This is a genomic window from Micromonospora sp. IBHARD004, from assembly GCF_052814115.1.
Genome location: NZ_CP199934.1, coordinates 2,330,150 through 2,344,998, shown reverse-complemented (window position 1 = coordinate 2,344,998; position 14,849 = coordinate 2,330,150). Strand labels below are relative to the sequence as shown.

The 14,849-nt window shown below is 72.1% G+C and carries 12 protein-coding genes; 5 read left to right on the top strand and 7 right to left on the bottom strand.

The window, feature by feature from the left end; genetic code table 11:
- Positions 1 to 23: 23 nt before the first annotated feature.
- Positions 24 to 341, bottom strand: coding sequence for a hypothetical protein (locus ACTWO6_RS11415; protein WP_446219602.1), 318 nt, complete (start codon positions 339 to 341; stop codon positions 24 to 26).
- A gap of 96 nt (positions 342 to 437) precedes the next feature.
- Here ACTWO6_RS11415 and ACTWO6_RS11410 point away from each other — a divergent pair, with 96 nt between their 5' ends.
- Both ACTWO6_RS11410 and ACTWO6_RS11405 read left to right on the top strand, forming a co-directional pair.
- Positions 438 to 776, top strand: a complete 339-nt coding sequence (locus ACTWO6_RS11410) for a DUF952 domain-containing protein (protein ID WP_446219601.1) — start codon at positions 438 to 440, stop codon at positions 774 to 776.
- Positions 777 to 938: 162 nt separating this feature from the next.
- A complete protein-coding gene (locus ACTWO6_RS11405; RefSeq protein ID WP_446219600.1) occupies positions 939 to 1,478 on the top strand; it encodes an acyltransferase in 540 nt (179 codons plus the stop codon).
- A 58-nt stretch (positions 1,479 to 1,536) separates the two neighbouring features.
- On the opposite strand, the gene ACTWO6_RS11400 is transcribed toward ACTWO6_RS11405, so the two are convergent.
- From ACTWO6_RS11400 to ACTWO6_RS11390, 3 genes are all read right to left on the bottom strand, one after another.
- Positions 1,537 to 3,285, bottom strand: a complete 1,749-nt coding sequence (locus ACTWO6_RS11400; protein WP_446219599.1) for a CDP-glycerol glycerophosphotransferase family protein — start codon at positions 3,283 to 3,285, stop codon at positions 1,537 to 1,539.
- Between the two features lie 203 nt (positions 3,286 to 3,488).
- A complete protein-coding gene (locus ACTWO6_RS11395; protein ID WP_446219598.1) occupies positions 3,489 to 4,772 on the bottom strand; it encodes a nucleotide sugar dehydrogenase in 1,284 nt (427 codons plus the stop codon).
- A 4-nt stretch (positions 4,773 to 4,776) separates the two neighbouring features.
- On the bottom strand, positions 4,777 to 6,345 hold the full coding sequence (locus ACTWO6_RS11390; protein WP_446219597.1) for a glycosyltransferase family 2 protein: 1,569 nt from the start codon (positions 6,343 to 6,345) through the stop codon (positions 4,777 to 4,779).
- A 436-nt stretch (positions 6,346 to 6,781) separates the two neighbouring features.
- Between ACTWO6_RS11390 and wecB the strand changes: the two genes are divergently transcribed.
- From wecB to ACTWO6_RS11375, 3 genes are all read left to right on the top strand, one after another.
- Positions 6,782 to 7,864, top strand: a complete 1,083-nt coding sequence (gene wecB, locus ACTWO6_RS11385) for a non-hydrolyzing UDP-N-acetylglucosamine 2-epimerase (protein ID WP_446219596.1) — start codon at positions 6,782 to 6,784, stop codon at positions 7,862 to 7,864.
- Between the two features lie 191 nt (positions 7,865 to 8,055).
- Entirely contained in the window at positions 8,056 to 9,399 is a 1,344-nt protein-coding gene (locus ACTWO6_RS11380; protein ID WP_446219595.1) for a glycosyltransferase, read from the top strand.
- Positions 9,396 to 11,531 carry a glycosyltransferase gene (locus tag ACTWO6_RS11375; RefSeq protein ID WP_446219594.1) on the top strand — a complete coding sequence of 712 codons (2,136 nt, stop codon included), beginning with the start codon at positions 9,396 to 9,398 and terminating at the stop codon, positions 11,529 to 11,531. Before ACTWO6_RS11380 ends, ACTWO6_RS11375 begins: the two co-directional genes overlap by 4 nt.
- 57 nt (positions 11,532 to 11,588) lie before the next feature.
- On the opposite strand, the gene galE is transcribed toward ACTWO6_RS11375, so the two are convergent.
- The 3 genes from galE to ACTWO6_RS11360 are packed head-to-tail and all read right to left on the bottom strand — an operon-like array spanning position 11,589 to position 14,754.
- On the bottom strand, positions 11,589 to 12,632 hold the full coding sequence (galE, locus tag ACTWO6_RS11370; protein ID WP_446219593.1) for a UDP-glucose 4-epimerase GalE: 1,044 nt from the start codon (positions 12,630 to 12,632) through the stop codon (positions 11,589 to 11,591).
- Complete coding sequence (locus tag ACTWO6_RS11365) at positions 12,629 to 13,648, bottom strand: Gfo/Idh/MocA family protein (protein ID WP_446219592.1); 1,020 nt, start codon at positions 13,646 to 13,648, stop codon at positions 12,629 to 12,631. Before ACTWO6_RS11365 ends, galE begins: the two co-directional genes overlap by 4 nt.
- On the bottom strand, positions 13,645 to 14,754 hold the full coding sequence (locus ACTWO6_RS11360) for a DegT/DnrJ/EryC1/StrS family aminotransferase (RefSeq protein ID WP_446219591.1): 1,110 nt from the start codon (positions 14,752 to 14,754) through the stop codon (positions 13,645 to 13,647). The genes ACTWO6_RS11365 and ACTWO6_RS11360 overlap by 4 nt, the downstream gene beginning before the upstream one ends.
- Between the last annotated feature and the right edge of the window lie 95 nt (positions 14,755 to 14,849).

Below are 14,849 nucleotides of genomic sequence, written 5' to 3'. Positions count from 1 at the left end.
CCGGCCGCGGTCCGTGCGCCGGGTCAGAGCCCGAAGACCTCGTCGGCGCTGGCGTCCCGGACCCCGTCGACGAAACCCCGGAACCCGGGATCATGGTGGCTGACGGGCACGCTGGTCACGTTCGCCCCGGTGGCCTGGGTGACGGCGTCGACCAGCGGCGGATAGTCGGTCTCCGACTCGCCGAGGGTGTCGTCGTCCGCCTCCGCCAGGTTGATCACGTGCTGGACGTCATCGCTGGGGGTGGCCGGGTCGCCGGCCCACTCGGTGCCGGCCTGGTGGCACTCGTCGTAGACGGCCCGCTGACCGTCGGTCCAGTCCTCGTCGTAGCTCGCCATCGCCATCCCTCCGCACCTGTCGCATCCGAGCATGCCGGCTGGGCGGGTCCGGTCGGGGCGGTACCGGTGAACCGGCCGGCGCGCCCGCCCTAGGCTGCGGTGGTGATCTACAAGATTCTGTCGACCGACGAGTGGGACCAGGCCCGTGCCGCGGGGCACTTCAGCGGCACCGCGATGGACCAGCAGGACGGGTACGTCCACCTCTCCGGGGCGGACCAGGTGGTGGAGACCGCCCGCCGGGTGTTCGCCGGGGTCACCGGGCTGACGCTGCTCACCGTCGACCCGGACCGGCTCGGCGACGCGCTGCGCTGGGAGCCGTCCCGGGGCGGAGCGCTCTTCCCGCACCTCTACGGCGTGCTGCCGGTGGACGCGGTGGTGGCGGCGGAGGCGTTGCCGGCGGACACACCGGCCGCCGACGCGGTGGCGGCGTTGCTCGGCTGACGGGCTCGTTATGCTACGCCGAGCCCGTGCCCCGGCCTCGGCACCGAGAGCCCGGGGCGGCCGGGCGGTCCTGGCCCGCGCGGGCCGCGGCGGTCATCCGGCGCGGTCCCGACGCGGCACCGACGGCGCGACGACGCGCCCTGCGACGATGCGAGTTGAAGGATGACTGACACCAACGACCGGTCCGCTGTCTTCGTCCACCCGTCGGCCGACGTGGAGGTGGGCGCCAAGGTCGGCGACGGCACCAAGGTCTGGCACCTGGCCCACATCCGCTCGACCGCGCAGGTCGGCGCCGGCTGCGTCATCGGGCGCAACGTGTACGTCGACGCCGGCGTCACGGTCGGCGACCTGGTGAAGATCCAGAACAACGTCTCCGTCTACCAGGGCGTGACCATCGAGGACGAGGTCTTCGTCGGCCCGTGCGCGGTCTTCACCAACGACTTCCGCCCGCGCGCCCAGAACCCGGACTGGAAGATCACTCCGACGCTGGTCCGGCGGGGCGCCTCGATCGGCGCCAACGCCACCCTGGTCTGCGGGATCGAGGTCGGCGAGTTCGCGATGATCGCCGCCGGCTCGGTGGTGACGAAGGACGTCCAGCCGTACCAACTGGTGGCCGGCAACCCGGCGCGGCCGAAGGGCTGGGTCGACGAGCGGGGCGAGGTCATCTCCCGGGACGTCGACAACCCGCCGCAGCGGGGCTGAGCACGCGACAGGGGGCGACGGCCGTCGGCCGTCGCCCCCTGTGTCCGCGTACGCGGGGTCAGCCGCAGAGGCGGTCGATCTCCGCCCGGAACCGGTCCATCGGGTTCACCCCGGCGGGTCCGAGCAGGTACTCCTTCAGCTCCCGCCGCGCCTCGGTCATCGGGTCGTCCCCGGCCCGGGTGACGGCGAGGATCTTCTCCAGCTCGCCGCAGTCGGGCGAGAGCAGGTACGCCGCCCGGGCGGTGGGGAACGTCCGGCGGAACTCGTCCTCGGGCAGGTCGGCCGGGTTGGCCACCACGTACGGCCGCTCGCTCTGCACGAAGTCGGAGACCACGCTGGAGACGTCGCTGATCAGCAGGTCGGTGGCGTTGAAGCAGTCGAACAGGGCCGGGGTGCGGCCGGTGACCACCAGGTGCGCGGTGCCGTCCAGCGAGGTGGCGTCGGTGTCCCCGCCGGCGGCCCGGATCCGGGCGACGATCCGGTCGTGGACCGCGCCGGCCTTCTTCGACCGGGTGCCGGTCAGCGGGTGCGGCTTGTAGATCACCCGCACGCCGCCGGCGGCGAGCAGCCCGGTGACGATCCGCTCCCCCATCAGCACCAGCGAGGTGTGGTACGGGTCGTCGTCCAGCCAGCCCTCCCAGGTGGGGGCGTAGAGGACGGTGAAGGTGGGGTCGGCCTCGGCCGAGCCGAAGGTGTGCACCCCGGCGAGCTGCGGCCGGCCGATCTCCACGATGTCGCGGTCCAGCACGCCCACCCCGGCCCGGGCGTAGCGCTCCCGGCCGGCCGGGCCGGCCACCCAGACCTCGTCGTACACCTTGCTGTAGGGGTTGACGCTGGCCTGCTTGTCGCTGTCGCCGTGCCCGACGAAGACGTGCTTCATGCCCGGCTCGCGGAGCATGTGGATGTTGGCGCCGACGTTCGCCGCGTACAGGGCGGTCCGGATGGTGCTCAGGTCGAGGTTCATGAAGTCGACGCCGGCCGGTACGCAGACCACCGGCAGCCGGGTGTCGGCCAGCTCGCGGAACGCGTCCTCGGTGCGCAGCAGCACGACCGCGCGGTGCCCGGCCGCCTCGATCGGGGCGAGCCACATGTTGGCCTGGTAGACGTCCTTCGCCGGGCCGGCGAAGTAGAGCGCCACCTCGGGCCGCTCGCGGGCCAGCCAGGCGTGCAGCGCCGGCAGCACTCCCGGCGTCCGGCCCCGGCCGCGCAGCCAGTTCAGCGCCAGCACCGCCGCCGTCACCACGCCGACGGCGAGGGTGACCAGCCCGGTCACCACCACCGGGGTCACCCGGTCGGCCAGCGCTGCCACCACGGCCGCCGGCACGAGCAGCACGTTGAGCAACGGCAGCCGGTCGCCCTCGATCCGGCGCGCCCAGGCCGGCGGGGCCGGCACCCGGCGCGACCCGCCGAGGTCGATGTTGCGGGTGAGGGCCGGCGCGGCGGCCCGCCGCTCGCCCAGCACCGCGAAGGCGCCGGTGCCGACGGCGAGGGCCCAGAGCACGGCGGGCAGCAGCATGACGACGACGGTGGCGTCGACACCCGGGCGGACCGCGCTGACGGTCAGCAGGACGACCGACAGGTCCCGGGTGAGCTGCCGCCAGACCGGCCCGAGCCCGCCCTTCTCCAGCAGTTCGCCGGTCTCGGCGAACCGGGTGGCGAGGACGAATTCACCGGCGATGGCGACCAGACCGGCGACCGCGAACGGGACCACCCAGCCGAAGACGCCGGCCAGGACCATGATCCCGTACGCCAGCAGCACCGCGCCGACGATGGCGATGCCCTGCTGGCTTCGTACTCTGCTGAACAAAGAACGCTCCCTGTCTGCCCACCGGTGTCGATGAGGTCCGATACCGGGCAGCTGCGACCTTAAACGGGCCAAGTAACACAAGCATTGCCGGGGTGTCGGGCGGGTGAACGGCCGACCGCACTGCTCACCGTCGGTGTCCGGCGGGCCGCGCAACGCAGCGGGCCCCGGCCGTCGCGGCCGGGGCCCGGTGGCGGGCGGGCGGGTCAGCCGCCGATGACCACCCGGCGGACGCCGGTCCAGCGGGCCGGGTCGGTGACCCGGCGGCCGTCGACCAGCACCGTCACGCCCGGCAGGTCGGCCGGGGCGAGGGTGCGGTACTCGGCGTGGTCGGCCTGGATCACGGCCGCGCCGAGCGGCTCGCCGTCGTAGCCCGGCAGGCCGTGCGCGACCAGCTCCTCGTTGGTGTACATCGGGTCGGAGACGTACGGCTTGGCGCCCCGGGCGCGCAGCGCCTCGACGGTCGGGAAGACGCCGGAGAAGGCCGTCTCCTTGACGCCACCCCGGTAGGCGGCGCCGAGCACCAGCACCCCGACGTCGGTCAGGTCGCCGTAGGCGGCGGCGAGCAGGTCGACCGCGTACTGCGGCATGGCGGCGTTGGCCTCGCGGGCCGAGCGCACGACCGTGGCGGCCGGGTCGTTCCACAGGTACATCCGCGGGTAGATCGGGATGCAGTGCCCGCCGACCGCGATGCCCGGCGAGTGGATGTGGCTGTACGGCTGGGTGTTGCAGGCCTCGATCACCTTGGTGACGTCGACGCCCACCGTGTCGGCGAACCGGGCGAACTGGTTCGCCAGGCCGATGTTGACGTCCCGGTAGGTGGTCTCCGCGAGCTTGGCCAGCTCGGACGCCTCCGCCGAGCCGAGGTCCCAGACGCCGTTCGGGCGGTTCAGGTCGGCCCGCTCGTCGAAGTCCAGCACCGCCTCGTAGAAGCGCACGCCGTGCTCGGCCGACGCCTCGTCGATGCCGCCGACCAGCTTCGGGTAGCGGCGCAGGTCGGCGAAGACCCGGCCGGTGAGCACCCGCTCCGGGCTGAAGACCAGGTGGAAGTCCTTGCCGGCGGTGAGGCCGGAGCCCTCCTGGAGCATCGGCGCCCAGCGCTCGCGGGTGGTGCCGACCGGCAGGGTGGTCTCGTAGCTGACCAGGGTGCCCGGCTTGAGGCCGGCGGCGATGGCCCGGGTGGCGTCGTCCATCCAGCCGAAGTCCGGCACCCCGTCGGCGTCCACGAAGAGCGGGACGACCACGACGACCGCCTCGGACTCGGCGACCGCGGCGGCGGTGTCGGTGGTGGCCGAGAGGAGCCCGGCGGCCACCGCCTCCTTCAGCTTGACGTCGAGGTCGGTCTCACCCGGGAACGGCACGGCCCCGTCGTTGACCAGCCGCACCACCCGCTCGGAGACGTCGGCACCGATCACCCGGTGCCCCTTCGAGGCGAACTGCACGGCGAGCGGCAGACCGATCTTTCCCAGCGCGACGACGCAGATGTTCATGGAACTACTTTCCTCCTGAGGGCCACATTCGGCGGAGACGGGCAATGAACCGACGGGGGGTCACCGGAGTGATCGCGACGATCACCTGGCCCTTGTGGTTCGTGGTGGGCGTGACGAGGTGGAGCCGGACGCCGTGGCGGGCCACCCGGCGCGGCGCCGCGACGCGGCGGTCCGTCCGGAGCGGTGCGGACGCGGTCCCGCCGAGCGCGGTCACCTCGGCCCGCACCACCCGGCGTTCGCCGTTCGGCGCGACGACCGCGAGCAGCTGGTCCACCGCGAAGTCCGTCCGTACGACGGTACCGGGACCGCCGCGGGCGACCGAACTGACACCCGTCAACTCGCCCACACTGACCCTCACCGCGTCCGCGGCGAGCTCGGTCAGCTCCGCCCGGCGGCTCTGCGCGGTGATCACCAGGGCGCGGGCGCCGGCGGCGTCCCGACCCCAGGTCAACCCGGTGGCGGTGAGCTTCGCCATCAGCTTGGCGGCCCCGGCGGTGATGTCGTACCAGTCGTCCGGGTAGCCCAGCTCGGGGTCGCGGAAGCCGACGTAGTGGGCGTACCAGCGGTCGTCGGCGATGGTCACCTCGGGCGGCACCGTGTCGGCCTGCTGGCGGATCAGCTCGCGCAGCCGGTCCAGGTCGGCGTCGCGGGCGAGGACCATCCGCAGCCGGATGTCGGAGGCCATCGCCGCGACGATCCCCTCGGTCAGGTACGCCTCGGCGAGCTTGCGGATCCGGTCGTGGACCTGCTGCTGGACCTCCGGGTCCAGGTCGAGGAGCTCGGGCCGCAGCAGCTTCGCCACCTCCCAGGTGAAGTGGCGCAGCAGGATCGCGTCGCGGCGGTGGCCCGGCTCGATCAGCCCGGCGACGAAGCCGACCAGCTCCTCGGCGCAGCGCAGCCGCTCCTCGAACCGGCTGGCGTAGGTGATGTTCTGCGCGTTGTCCCGCTTGACCGCGTAGTAGTACTCGTAGTCGGCGAGGACGGAGATCTTCGCGGCCCGGAAGATGGCCTCGAGGGTGAAGGGCTGGTCGCTGCCCATCCGCATGTCCTCGCGGAACCGCAGGCCGTGCCGTTCGATCAGGTCCCGGCGGAACAGCTTGGTGTTCGACAGCGACCAGGGCAGCGCGCTGTCGAAGAGGTCCACCTGCTCCTCGGTGCTGGCGTAGATCGCCTGGTGGACGTAGCGCTTGTTGGCGCCGACCATCCGGCCGAGCACCACGTCGGAGCCCCACCGGTCGGCGGCGACGACCAGGCGCTCCAGCGCCTCCGGGCCGAGGTGGTCGTCGGAGCCGATGAAGAAGACGTACCGCCCGGTCGCCCGCTCCAGCGCCCGGTTGCAGGGGGCCGCGGGGCCGCCCGAGTTTGCCTGGTGCACAACCGTGAACACGCCGGGGTACCGCTCTGCGAAGCGGTCCAGCTCCGCGCCGCTGCCGTCGGTCGATCCGTCGTCCACCGCCACGATCTCGAGCTGGTCCCGACCGATGGTCTGCTCGACCAGCGAGGTGAGACAGGTGGTGAGATAGGGCATGGTGTTGTAGACGGCGACGATGACGCTGACGTCCGGCGTTCTCATCCGATCCTTCCCCGATCGCCGTGCCCGCCGGTGGCGGCGGGTCCGCCGCCGGTCACGGGCGCGACCGCCCGGGCTGCCGCGGACGTGCCGGCAGCGGGAATGTCCCCTCGCCGTCGTGTTCCTGCGGTACGGCCCCGGACGGAACCTCCGCGAGTGTACGGCACGTAGGATGGCCGCTCAGGGTAGCCGACGGGGCGATCCGGTCAAGGGATGATGAACGGCGCCCGCGGCAGTGTGGAAACGAACACCAGGGTCGGACGAGCGACCACCGCGCGGCGCGGGCGAGATGGGGCTGTCGTCCCGTCTGATGCCGGTCGGTTCCGAGCGGGAATTTGGCGGACACGTCCTGCTGAGGCAGAATTCGTCTGACTCAAGGGACAGAGCCCGCCGACGCGCGGCTGCCCTTCGCGAGAAATCACTCCGAGGAGCCAACCAGGTGAAGGTCATCAGCGTCGTCGGGGCCCGTCCTCAGCTGATCAAGCTGGCCCCCATCGCCGCCGCATTCGCCCGTACCGAGCATGAGCACATGATCGTGCACACCGGCCAGCACTACGACGCCGATCTGTCGGACGTGTTCTTCTCCGGGCTCGGCATCCCCGACCCCGACATCCACCTCGGCATCGGGTCGGGCTCGCACGGCGTGCAGACGGGCAAGGCCCTCGCCGCGCTCGACCCGGTCTTCATGGCGGAGAAGCCGGACTGGGTCCTGGTCTACGGCGACACCAACTCGACGCTGGCGGGCGCCGTGTCGGCGGTGAAGTTGCACCTGCCGGTCGCCCACCTGGAGGCGGGTCTGCGGTCCTTCAACCGGATGATGCCCGAGGAGCACAACCGGATCCTCACCGACCACGCCGCCGACCTGCTCCTCGCGCCCACCGAGGAGGCCATGCGGCACCTCGCGGCCGAGGGCCTCGGCGCCCGCTCGGCGCTGGTCGGTGACGTGATGGTCGACGTCTGCCTTGGGATCCGGGACGCCGTGCTGGCGGGCAGCCACCCAGCCCCCGCGCTTCCGGACGGCATCACGGCGGACGAGCCGTACCTGCTGGCCACCCTGCACCGGGCGGAGAACACCGACTCGCCCGAGCGGCTGGCCACCCTCATCGACGGGCTCGCCGACCTGCCCGTGCCGGTGGCGCTGCTGGCGCACCCGCGGCTGGTGGCCAAGGCCGCGGAGCACGGGCTGAAGCTCGACCGGGGCGCGGTGCACGTCGGCCGCCCGCTGCCGTACGCCGGCATGGTCGCCGCCGTGCTCGGTTCCGCCGGCGTGGTCACCGACTCCGGCGGGCTGCAGAAAGAGGCGTACCTCCTGGCCCGGCCGTGCACCACGCTCCGGCCGGAGACCGAGTGGATCGAGACCCTCGTGGACGGGTGGAACCACCTCGTGCCGGATCCGTCCGCCTACACCCGGTCGCACTGGATCGACATCGCCACCCGCCCGGCGCCCAACGCCGCCCAGGGCAGGCCGTACGGCGATGGTCAGGCGGCGCAGCGGGTCGTCGAGACGCTGGCGGCGAAGTGAACCTGCCCGCAAACCGAGAGACCCAGGGTGTTCACCCGACCATGATAATTTCCCGCGACGTGTTGACATCCTCCCCAACGGGCCGGCCCTCCGCTGACGCGGAGCTCGGGCGGCAGGACGGCCATGCCCGTCCGCACCTCATCTACCTCGCCATCGGTTTCCCACCCGCGGCCAAGAGCTGCGCGTACCGGATGCGGGAGACCGCTAACCAGTTCCGCCGGCTCGGCTGGGACGTCACCGTCGTGACGATCGCCGCGGCCTCATGGGAGCGGGACTCCGGGCTCGACTACACCCTGCTGGAGCAGGTGGATCCCGAGATCACGGTCGTGGAGCTGCCGCTCGCGCGCGAGGATCTCGAGACCGACATCCGCACGTTCAGCGAGGAACGGGCGCTGCGCCCCGCCAAGTGGCTGACCAGCCTGCGCAAGCGGGAGAAGAAGGTCTTCCCCGAGCCGGTCTTCGGCGCCTGGCGGGGGACCCTGGAGCAGGCGGTGCTCGACATCCACCGCCAGCACCCGGCCGACCTTCTGCTGGCCAGTTGCGTGCCGTACGTGAACCTGGCCGCCGCGTGGAAGCTGTGGGAGACCCACGGCGTGCCGTACGCGGTCGACTTCCGCGACGGCTGGTCCATCGACGTGGTCAACGGCGGAGAGGCGTTCACCCCGGACTCAGAGGCTGGCGTCTGGGAGCGGCGGATCCTCGACCACTGCCAGTCGCTCTGGGTGGTCAACGACCCGATCGCCGACCATTACCGGGCCCGGTACCCCCACGTGGCGGACCGGGTGCACGTCGTGCGCAACGGGTACGACAAGGACAGCGTGCCGGCGATCCGGCCGCGCCAGCCCGACCCCGAGGTCGGCCTCACCTTCGGCTACCTCGGCACCGTCAACTATTCCACCCACCAGCTGAAGGTCGTGCTCAACGCGTGGCGGGAGGCGCGGGCGCAGGAGCCACTGCTCCGCAACGCCAGGTTCGACATCCGTGGCCACGTCGGCGCCGGTGCCAACCGGGAGGCCAACGGCCTCACCGAGCTGATCCGCGAGGCCGAGGTCGACGGGGTCTCCTTCGGCGGCCCGGTCCGCAAGGCGGAGGTCTCCGACACGTACGCCGGCTGGGACGCGCTCGTGCTGATCCTGATCGGCGGCCGCTACGTCACTTCCGGCAAGGTCTACGAGTACATGGCCACCGGGCTGCCGATCGTGTCGGTGCACGAGGTCGACCACGACGCATCCCGCGTGCTGACCGGCCACCCGCTCTGGACCGGCGCGTGCGGCCTTGATGAGCTGCAGCTCGTGAGCAGCTTCCGGCAGGCCGCCCGGATGGCCGTCGAGGCCACCGACGCTGAGCGGGCCGGGGTACGCGCTCACGCGGACCCCTTCACCCGGGAGAGCCTGATGCAGAGGGCAGTGGAGCAGCTGGCGGAACACGCGCTCGGCGCGTCGCACGACCTGCCGGTCAACGGCGCCGTGGTGCATCCGTCCAGCGACGGCGTGCCGATGAGCGATACGGAGCGAGCGGGCGGGGTGCGGGCATGAGCGACGTGTTGCTGGTGGCGGGCGTACCGCCGCAGCCGGGGATCCTGACCACTGCCGTGCAGCGGCTGCGGGACGCGGGCGCCCGGGTGTATCTGGTCGGCGCCGTCAACCCCGACGACATCCCTGCCGACCTCACGCTGGACGGCCTCTGCGCCCTGCCCGAGGACATCGCGAAGGCCACCCCCACCCGGGCGGCGGCGCGAGCGGTGCCGGGCGAGCGGGTCTGGGCGCGGATCCGGCGGGAGCCCTGGGCCCGGGAGCGGGCCCACGGCGCGGACGTGCTGGTGGCGCTGGACGCGCATGCCATCTACACGGTGTGGCGGCTGGCTCAGCGCAACCGCATGGCCGACGCCCGCTACGGCGTCCAGGCGGCGGTGCAGGCGCTGGGCGAGCGGCAGGGCCGTCCCGGCCCGACCTCACTGCAGCGGCTGACGAACGGCATCCCGTCGTCGACCGTGGTCCGGCAGGGCGTGAGCCGGTTGATCAACGCCGCGCCTCGGGCAGCGGTCAACGCCGTCACGGCCCGGCCGGTCATGCGCAGCAAGGTGGGCACCCAGCTCTGGTTGACCGCGGTCCGGGCGCCGAAGGTCCCCGACTCGTTGCGGACCAAGGTCGCCCAGCAGGTGGCCAAGGGGATGGCGTGGGCCGACCGCCCCGAGGGCGAGGCGCTGGTCCTCGCCGCGACGGCGAGCAAGCTGCGCAAGCCCGCCGCCCGCGCCCGGATGCTCGGCGAGGCGGCGAGCCGCGAGCTGAAGGCCGGCATGCCGCCTCGGGACCTCGACGGTGCGGTCAAGACACTGCTCTCGGTCGCCGACCAGCGACACCGCGCCGACGAGAACGCCGCCGCGGCCGACCTGCTCAACCGGGCCATGACGCTCGCGTTCGACCGGGTCCTGCACATCGACCAGCTCAGCTCGCCGCTGGCCGACGACCCGGAGGGCTTCATCGCGCCGTTCCGGCGGTCGCTCGCCGCGACCACCGTTGCGACCCCGCGCGGCCGCCGGCAGCCGGCCGCGCCGCCCCCCACCGGGCGCCCGCTGCGCCTGCTGATCGCCACCAGCGCGAACGACAACTTCCTCAAGTTGATCCGGTCGCACTACGACGCGCATCCGGGCGTCGAGGTCCGCTTCCTGGACCTAGCGGCGAACTCGTCCCTGAAGAGCGTGACCTGGGCTGCCAAGCCGATGCTTCAGCACCGGCTCTCCGCCGACGACACGCCGTACGGTGAGAAGGTCGAGGACCGGGTACGCGGGTACCTGGACTGGGCGGACACGGTCTTCGTGGACTGGTGCGTCGCCCCGGCCGCGCTGTTCACCATGATCGACCCGGGCACCACCCGGATCATGGTCCGGCTGCACAGCTACGAGGCGCTTTCCCGGTGGCCCCACATGGTGGACTTCTCCCGGATCGACGACCTCATCTTCGTGGCCGAGCACATCAAGGACCTGACCACCAGCCTGGTCCCGTACCTCCAGGGCCCGGGTGCCCCCCGGATGCACGTCCTCGACAACGCGATGGACCTGCGTGGCTTCCAGATCGACAAGTCGCCGGAGGCCCGGTTCCAGCTCGGCATGGTCGGGATCAGCCAGGTCGCCAAGGACCCACGGTGGGCGATCCAGGTGCTCCGGCTGCTGCGCGAGCGCGACGACCGCTACCGGATGCTCCTTGTCGGCGGCGACATGAGCCCGGACGTCAGCGTCGCCAGCCGGGAGTACCTGGAGGCGTTCAACCGCGACGTCGGGGAGCTGGAGGCGACCGGTGCCGTCCGGCGGCTCGGGGCGACCGACGACGTGCCGAAGATGCTGAGCGACATCGGCGTCATCATCAGCTCGTCGGTGCGCGAGGGGTGCCACTGTGGCCTCATGGAGGGCGCCGCCAGCGGCGCCGTCCCGGTGGTGCGCGACTGGCCGTTCTTCGCCGGACGGCCGAACAGCGCCCGGACCCTCTACCCGCAGGGCTGGGTCATCGGTAGCCCGGAGGAGGCCGTGGAGCGGATCCTCGCCACCACGGAGACCGAGCAGGCCTGGCGCGCCACCGGCCGCCAGGCCGCCGCCTACGCGCTGGGCTCCTGGGACTGGTCGGTGGTCCAGCACCACTTCGACCGGCTGCTGCTGGGCGACGGACCGGCCTGACGTACGACGAAAGGGCCCCGCCGGTAGCTACCGGCGGGGCCCTTTCGCGATGTGACGCTAACGGGGGCTCGGTGCCCGGCCGGCGGTCACCAGCTCCGGGTCCTCGTCGCCCAGCACGCTGTCGCGCCGCTCGGCCCACTGCAGGGAGTGCTGGATGCCCTCCTCCAGCGACAGCGTCGGCTGCCAGCCCAGCAGCTGCCGGGCCCGGCCGCTGCGAGTGTAGGTGCCGGCTGAGTCGCCCGGGCGCCGGGGCGAGACCACGGTCGGGATCGGCCGGCCGAGGACGGCGTTGAATGCGTTCAGCAGCTCGTGCACAGTCGTGCCGTTGCCCGTCCCGAGGTTGATCACCTCGTACCGCGGGCCGTCCCCGGTCAGCACGGTGTCGAACCTGCGCAGCGCCTCGACGTGGGCCTGAGCCAGGTCCCACACGTGCACGTAGTCCCGAATGCCCGAACCGTCGCGGGTGGGCCAGTCGGCGCCCGTGAGGTGGAACGTTGCGCCGGTCCGCGCCGCCTCGATCATCTTGCCCAGCACGTGCGAGGGACGGGCCAGCTGGAGCCCTGTGCGCATCTTCGGGTCGGCGCCGACAGGGTTGAAGTAGCGCAAGGAGATGACCCGCAGTGGATAGGCACGGGCGCTGTCCTCCAGCACCCGCTCCATCATGGCCTTGCTCTGCGCGTACGGGCTGCTGGCGGCCACCGGGGACGTCTCGTCCACCGCGAAGTCGTCGCCCGGCTGGTAGATCGCCGCCGACGAGCTGAACAGGAACCGGTCGCAGCCGTTGGCCACCAGGGCGTCCAGGAACTCGACGGACTTGCCGACGTTCTCCCGGTAGTAACGCAGCGGGTGCTCCACCGACTCGGGCACCACGATCAGCGCGGCGCAGTGCACCGCCGCCTCGATGTCCGGGTGCTCGGCGAAGATCCGGTCGACCAGCCTGCGGTCGGCGATATCACCGCGATAGAAGATGCGGTCCTCGACGAACTCGATCCGGCCGGTGCTCAGATTGTCCAGGATCACCGGGGTGATCCCGGCGTCGAGACAGGCGGAGGCGATGGTGCTGCCGATGAAGCCGGCGCCGCCGGCGATCAGGACCTTCATCCGGTCAGCTCCGAAACGGCCGGCAGGATCGGCACCGTCACACCGTCGGACGCGGACCGCAGCACCGCGCCGGCGACCTCGACGGTCCGCAGCCCCTGCCGCAGGGTCACGATGTCGCTCTCCTTACCCTCGACCGCGTCCCGGAACCGCTCATGCTCGACCAGCAGCGGCTCACGCTTCGGGATCGCGTACCGGACCATGTCGCCCTCGGCCACACCACGGAACGCGCGCAGCGCCTCCCACTCGGTGTCGATGGCGCCGTTGGCGTAGAAGGTCAGATCGGCGGTGAGCGTGTCGGCCACGAAGCAGCCCCGGTCACCGGTGATCACGGTGGACCGCTCCTTGAGCGGGCTCAGCCAGTTGACCAGGTGGTTGACCATCGTGCCGTCGGCGAGCTGGCCCACCACGGCGACCATGTCCTCGTGCAGCCGGCCGCTGCGGGAGACCGTCCGGGCCGACACCGAGGTGTACTCCTGACCGGTCACCCAGGCGGTCAGGTCGATGTCGTGGGTGGCCAGGTCCATCACCACGCCGACGTCGGCGATCCGGTGCGGGAACGGGCCCTGCCGCCGGGTGACGACCTGGAAGACCTCGCCCAGCTCGCCGGCCTCGAGTCGGGTGCGCAGGTTCTGCAGGGCCGGGTTGTAGCGCTCGATGTGCCCGACTCCGGCGACCAGGCCGGCGGACTCGAACGCCTCGACCATCCGGGTCGCCGCCTCGACCGACTGGGCCAGCGGCTTCTCGATCAGCGCGCAGACCCCGTTCGCCGCCAGCTCCAGGCCGACCTGCTCGTGCAGCGCGGTCGGGCAGGCGACCACGGCGTAGTCGATGCCCATGGCCAGCAGGTCACCGAGCTGCGGCACCACTGGGGCGCGCAGCGTGCCGGTGACGTCGCCGGCCGGATCGACGATGCCGACCAGCTCGACGCCGTCCAGGTTGGAGAGCACGCGGGCGTGGTTGCGACCCATCGCGCCGAGGCCGATCAGGCCGGCGCGCAGCTTGCGTCCGCCGCTCATCGGGCACCCCCGGCGAGGTTGGCGGCCTCGGCGATCCGCTCGAGGTCGGCCTGGCTCAGCGACGGGTGGACCGGCAGCGAGACCACCTCGGCGGCGGCCCGCTCGGTCTCCGGCAGCTCCCACGGGCCGGGCTTGCCGTCCTCGGTGAGATAGGGCTTGAGCCGGTGGATCGGGGTCGGGTAGTAGACCGCGTTGCCGATGCCCAGCTCGGTCAGGCGCGCCTGGGCGGCATCCCGGTTGCCCCGGACCCGGACGGTGTACTGGTGGTACACGTGCTTGGCAGCGTCCGCCACCGGCGGGCTGATCATGCCGTTGATGTTCGAGTCGAGGTACTTGGCGTTGGCTCGGCGCTGCTCGGTCCACCCAGGCAGCTGGCGCAGCTGGACGCGGCCGATCGCGGCGGCCACGTCGGTCATCCGCATGTTCGCGCCGACGATCTCGTTGGCGTACCGCTGCTCCATGCCCTGGTTGCGCAGCAGCCGGAGGGTCCGGGCCAGCCCGGCGTCGGCGGTGCTGATCATGCCGCCCTCCAGGGCGTGCATGTTCTTGGTGGGGTAGAAGCTGAAGCAGCCGGCGGTGCCGAAGGCGCCGACCGGGGTGCCGTGCAGGCTGGCGCCGTGGGCCTGGGCGGCGTCCTCGACGACGGCGAGGCCGTGCTGCTCGGCGATCGCCATGATCCGGTCCATCGCGGCCGGGTGGCCGTACAGGTGCACCGGCATGATGGCGACGGTCCGCGGGGTGACCGCGGCGGCGACCGCCTCCGGGTCCATGCAGAAGCTGCCGGGCTCGATGTCCACGAAGACCGGCACGGCGCCGACCAGCCGGACCGCGTTGGCGCTGGCGGCGAAGGAGAACGAGGGCACGATGACCTCGTCACCCGGGCCGAGCCCGAGGGCCATCAGGGTGAGCTGGAGAGCGGACGTGCCGGAATTGACGGCGACGCAGTGCCGGCCGGCGACGAGCTCGCCGAACTCCTCCTCGAACGCCGCGACTTCCGGGCCCTGCACGACCCGGCCGCTCCGCAGCACCCGGACAGCCGCCTCGATCTCGGCCTCACCGATGATCGGTCGCGCTGGGGGGATGAACTCTGGGTGCGGCCCAGCCATGGGGCTTCCTCCTGTCGACAAAATGCTCATTGGGGGGTTCCGGGGGGATGGTAGCGGGTTCTGGGAAACAAGCCGGTCGCGGTTGATGTCCGACC

Coding starts and splice junctions, on each gene's coding strand:
- ACTWO6_RS11415 (WP_446219602.1), bottom strand. CDS start 341: ATGGCGATGGCGAGCTACGACGAGGACTGGACCGACGGTCAGCGGGCC.
- ACTWO6_RS11405 (WP_446219600.1), top strand. CDS start 939: ATGACTGACACCAACGACCGGTCCGCTGTCTTCGTCCACCCGTCGGCC.
- ACTWO6_RS11395 (WP_446219598.1), bottom strand. CDS start 4,772: ATGAACATCTGCGTCGTCGCGCTGGGAAAGATCGGTCTGCCGCTCGCC.
- ACTWO6_RS11390 (WP_446219597.1), bottom strand. CDS start 6,345: ATGAGAACGCCGGACGTCAGCGTCATCGTCGCCGTCTACAACACCATG.
- ACTWO6_RS11380 (WP_446219595.1), top strand. CDS start 8,056: ATGCGGGAGACCGCTAACCAGTTCCGCCGGCTCGGCTGGGACGTCACC.
- ACTWO6_RS11375 (WP_446219594.1), top strand. CDS start 9,396: ATGAGCGACGTGTTGCTGGTGGCGGGCGTACCGCCGCAGCCGGGGATC.
- galE (WP_446219593.1), bottom strand. CDS start 12,632: ATGAAGGTCCTGATCGCCGGCGGCGCCGGCTTCATCGGCAGCACCATC.
- ACTWO6_RS11365 (WP_446219592.1), bottom strand. CDS start 13,648: ATGAGCGGCGGACGCAAGCTGCGCGCCGGCCTGATCGGCCTCGGCGCG.
- ACTWO6_RS11360 (WP_446219591.1), bottom strand. CDS start 14,754: ATGGCTGGGCCGCACCCAGAGTTCATCCCCCCAGCGCGACCGATCATC.